Here is an 8,206-nt window from a genome sequence, read left to right as displayed (position 1 = left end):
ATCACCGGGCAGTTTTACTGGCCACCAGCGGGCCGATTAACTGGCCGCCCGTGGGCAGAAACAAATGGCCATTGACACGGGCTGCGCCATGCGACAAATAGCGCCGTGAAAAGCCGCCATTTACCGCCGAAAGTCACAACCTTGCGGCGAAAATCGAGTACTCATCCCTAGTTATGAGACAGGTGCCCAGTGTGTCGAAAGACAACAGCATTCGAGACACCGCCGCCGCTCTGAAGACAACGCCTGGGGGCGTCGGTCTCTGGGGTAGGGCGAACATGCAGGTGTTGCCTCCGACTACCTTTCCCTGTTGAAAATGCGAGCGATCGCCTCGCTTATGCGTTGCTGCTCCACGGGATCGACGCGCGTCTCGTAGCCGCCGGAGGGGGCATGTTTCTCGGGGAGGACGACGCGGGGCTGCAGCGGAGGAGCTGCCGAGGGTCTAGGCTCCCTCGCGACTGCTTCCCAGTGCATCGCGAGTTGGTGACGTCGGGCATGCTCGGGCTTGTCACCGAGGTACTCGGTCATCCCTAGTGGCGGTACCAGGGCGCCTGTAGCCGAGATGCTCCACTCCGTCAGGGGCGCGGCCGCATAGTGCGTGGGCGGGCGCAGGTGTTTCTCGGCGGTGGGGTGGCGGTAGCCGCCGCCGTGGTTGACGATGAAGATTCCCAGCGAATCGTGCTCCATATCGAGCACAACGCTCGTAAGGGGCAGGTCCAGAAGCGGATCGGGAACGTCCGGGGACCACAGCCACACATCGTGCACGCCGCCGTTCCGGTACCCGCCATGGCGGCGGTCCCAGTCTTTCCAGTCCAAGGGCTTGCGCTGGATTTCAAAGGCGAGGTGCCGGCCGTCGGCCAGCTCAGCCTTTACGTCGCTGCGCAGCCTGGTACCGGTCACCCAGAACTCTTCCTCGACGGACCAGGGGAGGATGTGGTGTTGGTTTCGTGCCCAGTCCATGATGAGCTGCTTGCCGCGCAAATGTTCGGCAGTCTCCCCGTGCCGGCCCAGGCCGTTGGGCGCTTCGCCCTGTTTGTGGCGGAAGTGCAGGCGCTTTCCTTTGGCGTCGACGAGGATGACCGCAACGTCGCGGCCGTCCTGCTTGCAGTCGGCGCACACGATGTCCTGGGAGCCCTGATATCCGTAACGGTCGTAGTACGAGTTGTTTCCGCGGGTCATCTCGGCGGCTGCGACAACGGTGCTGTCTGCGTTGTTGTACGCGACGAGGGGCTCAGAGGGCTCCCAGGTGCGCGGGTACAGCGGACGGATCTTGATCATGGGGACAGTATGCGTCCCGGGGCTGACAAGGTGGCCGGAAGACTCGTCGCAGGACAAGATCCAAAACTGCTGCGTGACTCTGGAGAAGCTTTATGTGGGGAGGAGCGGCGTTGTATGGAGAGCCGACTGGTAGGGGCCGTTCCGGGATCGACGTGGTCGAAAACCATGAGGTCGGTGCTGGCCTGGAACGGGTTCAATACTGAAATAGGGGGTGTTGACAATGTCAACGCTTCTCGCTTCTTACTGGGAAGGAGATCGGCCGGACTGCTCCGGATTCCTTATGTTTTCGCCGGTTCCCAGTGTTTGCAAGGACGGGAATGTAGTTCGAGTCCCACCTCGGGCACGACGTTTTCCCTCGTCAGAGGCGATTTTGCTTTGACGTGTTGACAAAGCTTGTGGTCGCGTCGCTCTGGCGGCTGATTCGCGGGCTGTGGCCTGACCGCCGCGGAGCCTATTTAGGTGTGTGGGGTGGCGGGTTCAGGGTCCTGGCTGGTGGGCTCTCCGCCTGCTGTGGTGGGGTTATGCGGGTCCTCGTTCCGTTCTTCGGGTTGGCCTGGGGTGGCCTACATCTATTCATGTGTCGGGGAAGAGGGCACGACATGATTTCGGCGATCTCGCTAAAGAGCGCCCCTGGGAGGCGGTCTTAGGGCGCGCCCGCGAGAGTCGCGCCCCGAGGTTTGTCCTGCCAAAAAGGGTGTGGACAGTGTCCACACTTACGTCTGCTTTATTGGAGGGCCGTGAGGACTTGAGTCCGCTGTGAGATTTGGGCCATAAACCTTTCGGTCACGGTGCATGAAAAATTGATTCTTGGAGCACAACGTGACTGCGATTTGGGGTGGTTGGTCCGAATAATGGCGGTGCTTCAGCATGTCGCCTTCGGATGCCCCTCCGCGGGTATAAGAGGCAGTCAGGCCAGCTCTCGCCTGCTGCCCGGTTGTCTCGAAAGGCTAGCGTTTCGGCACACATAGATTAGGAGACACCTTTGATCGAATTTTGGGACACTACTTCGGCCGTCCTGTAAGGGGAACCCTCTACGGGATGGCTTTGTGGACGGGCAGTCCGCAAGGGGATCCCCATACGGGTGCTGGGACGCCCGATGACCACGGGGCTCACGCGCGCTTTATTCGAGCGCGCCGATGAACTTGACGCCGCCGGCGTTGCACCGGAGCTGGATGGGTTCCGGCGACGTCGGCCGCAACCGTACTCCATGGATCGAGCAGTTGCGTAAGCCAAACCTCAACTCAGCACCGTTCCTAACCCAAATGTTCACCATGGGAGACTTTTGGGTACCGCGCTACCCGCCAGGACGGACACCATCAGGGGGACCACTATGCTCAAGAATCCATTTGACGAAAGCCTCGTAGAACCGGATCAGGAATTTGACGCCGCCGAGGCTACCGAAGTCGAAGACACAGATGTTTCAGGCCGACTTGAACTCACCAGCGACGAGGATGAGTTCGTGCTGACCTACATCGGAAACCAACGTCACGCTGTCCCGTACGAGGCCCTGCGGTACCGGCCGGGCGAGAAGTTGCTGCGGATCTTTCCGAGTGGCCATTCTGGCCAGATCAAAGAATTTCAGGTCGAACTTCCGCAATGGTCCATCAGTTCTCACAGCTACGAGAATGACCGCTTTTTCCGCCTTCAAGTGGCAGGCCTGCCGAAAGGCTTCAACTCCATCTACGCTTTCGGTCTCGGTATAAACAAGAGCTACAGGGGATTCATTAAGGAAATCGAAGACCAAACCGAGTGCACCATCATCCGTTTCCTGCAGACGGGAGGCGAAGGCACCAGTCCGGATGGATCCACCTACCGTGTCACGCTCGAACGCTTTGATCGATACCGCGCGGCCGTAGAGCGCAACCGGGGTCGCGGGCAGTCTGCAGTTCAGCGAGTTAACGACGCCGAAGCGCACAACGCTTTCAAGGACTTGCTCCATTCGAAGAACGTGGACCCGAAGTACACCACGCACCCGGTGATCCGGGCGATCACCGAAGAAGTGGCTACAGGGCACGTCACCACGGCCGAGGACCGAGTCACCCTCGCCAACGCGGTAACGAACGCCGCCCCCAAGATCGCTCAAGAAGATCCACAGCGCCTGGTCAAGCTGCGTGACGACATCGAGCTAGTGTCACTGGACACCCTCATCGCCGAGTTCGAATCAAACCTTGAGGGCCGGAAAGCGAACAGCGAACCCCACTGGCAGAAGTTCTTCGGGAACAACCATTTCGCTCTCCAGCTCATCCTCTCCACGCCTCTGGTCGTCGAAAAGGAACAGGTCACGGTAAAGACCCAAGGTCTCGACGGCAGCGGATCTCGGATCACCGACTTTCTGTGCGCCAACCCCGTCACCCGTTCTGTGGTCCTGGTGGAGATCAAGACGCCCGGGGCGGCTTTGATGAGATCCGGACCCTACCGAGGGAAGGACTCCAGCGCGGTCTACAGTCCACATGATGATCTGGGGGGACCCGTCGCGCAGGTTCAATCGCAGATGGCGTCGGCCGCTGAATACGCCATGGTCTTGTTCCCGGGATCCGGTTTCGACACGGTGAACGAACTACGCGGCGCCGTCATCACTGGAAAAGTCTCGTCGCTCAACGCGGAACAACGTGACTCGTTCAGCCGCTACCGTGGAGGTCTGAGTAACGTGACGGTACTGACCTTCGACGAAGTCCTGGAACGACTGAAGCACCTGCGCGAGGCTCTCAATACCCCTCCCAGTCAGAATTCTGACGCCCCTATAAGCAATGACGCTCCTTGCGTTGAGGACTAGCATGCGGGCTCCTTTGCCGCTCCAGGCGCCTGCGGCTCAACGTCGGAGACATCGTCTAGCCCATGACCGGAGCGCTTCGACGCTGCCCCTGAGGGATCCCTGACCGAACGGAGGTGGGAAGAATCCGCCCGGCCCGGGAAAGATGCGCGAGGCCAGCACGCACAAAGTTTCACCGGATAAGAGTGCTGCCCCATTTCTGTCTGTGGGCCTTCGCAATCTGACGAAGGTTGCCGCGAATCTGCTTTAACTCGATTGTGCTTGGCGCGCCGTCATCATGGTTGCCTGGGTTGAGTACCTTCGGTATCACCTGCCATTTCCCTTTCTCATCAGGAGACAAAGTGAAAGGTGCCAGCAGAGGAATGAGGTCCCCCAGCATTGACGCTTCCCGCTCGATGTCGGCGACGGTAGTGGAAGCCCCGGAAGCGGTCCGATTGGTCGCAATTATCTGCTTGGCCAGCCGTTCGGCTGCGCTGCGGTACGCGGTGCATGCGCCACGGCGGCCGGCCGCGGTAGGAGCGTTCAGTCCGTCTTCTCCTTGCAGCATGTAGTTACTGAACAGGTCAGAAGTTTGCGCCGGCTCGGTGCCCTCGGCAATGTTGAGGAGGGTTAGGTCGTAGGTGATCGGCTCCCAGGATTCGTTAACCGTTTGGGCGAGTTCGGCAAGTTTTGGGTCGTAGGTAGTAACGATTACCTGCATGCCGGATGAAAGCAGCCCAGCCAGGGTGTTCTGACAGAAAGTAAGGCGATGGTCTCCATCGCTGCCCGGGATGGGATCGTCGAGGAATACAAAAGGCGACTGGACGAGCTCGGTGCGGGCGAGAAAAGTGGAGAGTCCGAGCGCGTTGAGTTGGGAGTCGCTGAAAACACCAAGGGCATCGCGTTCGACGGCGTCGGCCTGTGTGTCTGCCTGCAATGCGGCAATGAGGTTGACGAAGATAGCACCTGCTGCACGGCGTTTGACCCCTGCAAATCCAACGAGTTCTTCCGGGCGGATCGACCCCCACCATCTCATGATGGCGTCGCTCATTGTTGCGAAGCGGTCGTCAAGTACAGCGCCAATAGCTTTCTTGAGGGACCGGTCGGCACGGTTCAAGCGTTGGAGGGCTGCCATGCGTCGCTGGAATGCGTACTGATCGTCAACGAGTCCTTCTAGCCGTTCAAGTACGTGCAGCAGGTCCTGGGTACCTTCGGACTGAAGACGAGTGCGTAGTAGCGGTTCCACCGCAGTCCGCAATCTGGTCAGCGCCTCATCACTAGATACTTTATTCAGGAATGTGGAAAGGCTCTGTTGGACTTCAGCTAACGAGAGCGTTGCTGTGGCTGGGATGTCAACTCTTCGATGAATAAGATCGTTTAGCCTAGCGGCAGCGGCATCTACTTTCTGGGCGGCGTCGACTACTTTACGTGCATCTGCAGCCGTGCCGCGGACGTGTTGCAGCGCGGCAGTCAGTAAAACGGGGATGTCCTCGCCTAGGCTCGCCGCTGCAGAGGTCGCTGCAAGCTCACGGGATTCATCCCAGACTGCGGCGCTCGGTATTGAGCCTTCAACTGAATCAACCCATGTTTGGAGTTGAGTGCGGAAATCCCTTACTGCCTTCTCTGCGGCAGACGATGCGGCGGCGAGTTGCGTTGTGTCGCGTAGGCGGGTCTGGATATCCGTGATGCGCTCGGGCGTGAGCCCATCGGTGGTCAAGCAAACCGGGCAGTCAACGGGATGATCGATGTGTGCAACTTCGGGCACCCGCAGGACTGCAGTCAGAACCGGTAACAGCGCTGCCGAGACCTCGTCAGCGCGACGGATCTCAGTGATGTACTTGCTGATGTCCGGTAATACGGGCATTTCCGTGAGTGGCGCAACGGAGAAGTCAGAGAGTGGGAAAACTCGGTCGTTTCGTTCCTGTGCCGCTTGCTCAAGCGCCCCGCGTAGATGTTCAATCGATTCACTCTCGCTGCCGAGAACTGATGTACCTGCCGCGAGCAGGGCCTTTTCCACGCCCACGCGCAACGTTTGGCGATCTTCTCCGTCGAGCTGCTGAATCTCGGTAGCTGACGCAGCGAGTTGCGTCCGCGAGAGCCGTTGCAGCGCCAAAAGCCCTGGACCGGGCGAGACCCGCTCGAGATCGGTTGCTTGGGCACGGACACGTTCTCGAAGGAAGTCCAGATCGGACAGAGCGAGCAGGGCCTTGAAATAGGTAGCACGTTGTTTGGGCTCAGTTGACAGGACATATCTCAACGTGTGCTGCAACAACACCGGTGCCGCTATCGCCCCTTCGTTTGTGTCGATGCCAAGTATTGACAGGGATGAGACTTCTTGGCCGCTAACGGTGAGACGAGACTTGCAGTCAGCCGCGCTGGAGAAATCGGAGATGAGATCGCGCCGCACCTCCCGAACGATGCCGTCTTTACCACGAATCCCGGCCGCCACCCACACCGGATCATCCGCTGGCAGGTGTGCGTTGCGCAGGCTCTCATTGTATTCAGCTTTCGCGCCGCCGAACAGATCCCGCCGGCTACTGCGACCAGTGACAAGGAACTCAACAGCCTCCGCAAGGCTGGTCTTGCCCTGGCTGTTTCCCGCGTGAATTACTACCAAGTTTGAGGTCAGATCCATGCGACGTGCCTCGGAACCAAATGCCCGGAAGCCGCGAACCTCGAACCACTCGAGCCTTACTTGTCCACCCGTCACTAGGCCAACCATCCATCAACGATCGTGGCGAGTGCCCGATCGAGCTCCGCGGGCGTCTCGGCGACAGCTCCAGCGAGTGCTAACTCTCGCGCGTCTGCGGTTTGCTTGGTTTCAGGGAGAGCCGCGATAAGATCATCGACGTTCGGTAGGAGTGTGCTCATCTGATCATCCTTGCAGCATCCAACGCATCGTTCCGCTTTTGACACCGCCCGTAGGCCGGTCCCTTACCGCCGCAACCCGACTCTGACGTGCGGTTCGGCAGTAGGTCTGGGACACAGACGCGATTTTCATGAGGATGCGTTTTGGATCATTGGCACGGCCCTTATCTGCTTGTAGAACACGGGGGCGGTTAGGCTGCCTACTGCGGATTGGTTCCTCGACTGGGTCACCTTGGAACTGCCGGGTCTGCAGCACGGTGGAGAGTGAAGGGATCGGGACCACTTGGGATCGCGCCTTCTTTAAAGCAAGCCCTGGTGCTTGGCTGAGGTTCTTCGATCGATGAAGTTTAGGGCACCGATGAGTATCCTCTCGGGGGCGCTGATGATTCCCCGAATGCACCAGCGGATGAGGCGTGGCAGAGAAAGTACTCCGGCAACGGTGACGCCCGTGAGAACGCCAACGCCCAATGGAGAAGCAGACCATGCGAGAACTAGTGCCGTTACTGAATCTGTAATCATGAACGGAGCATAGTCTGGGCGTGCGACATTTAGGCGCAATGCCGGGCCGGAGGGACTTTCACACCGATGCTTCTCATTAACGAAGGATGCCAAGACCTGGGACTCTGAGCCCGGTTGCAGAATAGAGCCGACCGGTAGTCCGAGCGTTCGAAGAGGCTGCAGACAGGCGGAGTGACGTCTCTGGGGTCGTGCGAGCGCTTTGGCATCAGGGTACGATCCAGCATTCAGCTCTGCCACGCCGGCGGAGCTTTGTAACGCCACGGTGCGCTGCCGCTCGTGGCCGCAGCCGATCCTGATCTACATCCCGTCGGAGAACAGACATAGGGTCGGTCGACTCGAGCCACCCGCGCGCCGCCTTCGGGCTCTGCCTGTGGCTGGTCGGTAGTGCTGGTCAACGGGGCTGGAAAGGCTGAGTAGGATCATTCGTCGGAGCGGGGGTTTGGCTCAATTGATGCCCGGCGGGCACGTTCCTGTTTCAGTGCAGCGAGTGCAAATGAGCGGCGTGTTTGGGGAGTCGCCTGGATGGTTCGGGGGTTGGGCGGAAGCTGATCAGATGAATTTAGCTCTGCTTCCAGTGAGTTAAAGACGAGATCGAGGCCAATCAGGTCGTCGACGACGCTTATGTCGAGGGAATCCAGCGTCCATTCGGGATTGGGAGTGCCTAATAGTGCTTGGGCACTTACGAATCGTGCGATGACATCGATGACAGGCCAGGTGCCTGTCAGCGATGGTCGAAAAGTGAGCCGTTTCGCGGGCTGAAAAGTGAGCCACTTTGACGCTGGTTATTCTGCCGTA

3 protein-coding genes are annotated in these 8,206 nt (G+C 59.4%); 1 reads left to right on the top strand and 2 read right to left on the bottom strand.

The window, feature by feature from the left end; genetic code table 11:
* Positions 1–294: 294 nt before the first annotated feature.
* A complete protein-coding gene (locus PV768_RS21585) occupies positions 295–1,275 on the bottom strand; it encodes a competence protein CoiA family protein (RefSeq protein ID WP_421094177.1) in 981 nt (326 codons plus the stop codon).
* A gap of 1,330 nt (positions 1,276–2,605) precedes the next feature.
* Between PV768_RS21585 and PV768_RS21580 the strand changes: the two genes are divergently transcribed.
* Positions 2,606–4,048 carry a Shedu anti-phage system protein SduA domain-containing protein gene (locus PV768_RS21580; protein WP_421094176.1) on the top strand — a complete coding sequence of 481 codons (1,443 nt, stop codon included), beginning with the start codon at positions 2,606–2,608 and terminating at the stop codon, positions 4,046–4,048.
* A 169-nt stretch (positions 4,049–4,217) separates the two neighbouring features.
* Here PV768_RS21580 and PV768_RS21575 read toward each other — a convergent pair whose 3' ends face one another.
* Positions 4,218–6,746 carry an AAA family ATPase gene (locus tag PV768_RS21575; protein ID WP_421094175.1) on the bottom strand — a complete coding sequence of 843 codons (2,529 nt, stop codon included), beginning with the start codon at positions 6,744–6,746 and terminating at the stop codon, positions 4,218–4,220.
* Positions 6,747–8,206 lie beyond the last annotated feature (1,460 nt).

It is taken from the genome of Pseudarthrobacter sp. CC4 (genome assembly GCF_048957775.1).
GTDB lineage: Bacteria > Actinomycetota > Actinomycetes > Actinomycetales > Micrococcaceae > Arthrobacter.
Note: the sequence above shows the minus strand (reverse complement) of the source record. Positions and strands in the feature narration are given on the sequence as shown.

Coding starts and splice junctions, on each gene's coding strand:
- PV768_RS21585 (WP_421094177.1), bottom strand. CDS start 1,275: ATGATCAAGATCCGTCCGCTGTACCCGCGCACCTGGGAGCCCTCTGAG.
- PV768_RS21580 (WP_421094176.1), top strand. CDS start 2,606: ATGCTCAAGAATCCATTTGACGAAAGCCTCGTAGAACCGGATCAGGAA.
- PV768_RS21575 (WP_421094175.1), bottom strand. CDS start 6,746: ATGGTTGGCCTAGTGACGGGTGGACAAGTAAGGCTCGAGTGGTTCGAG.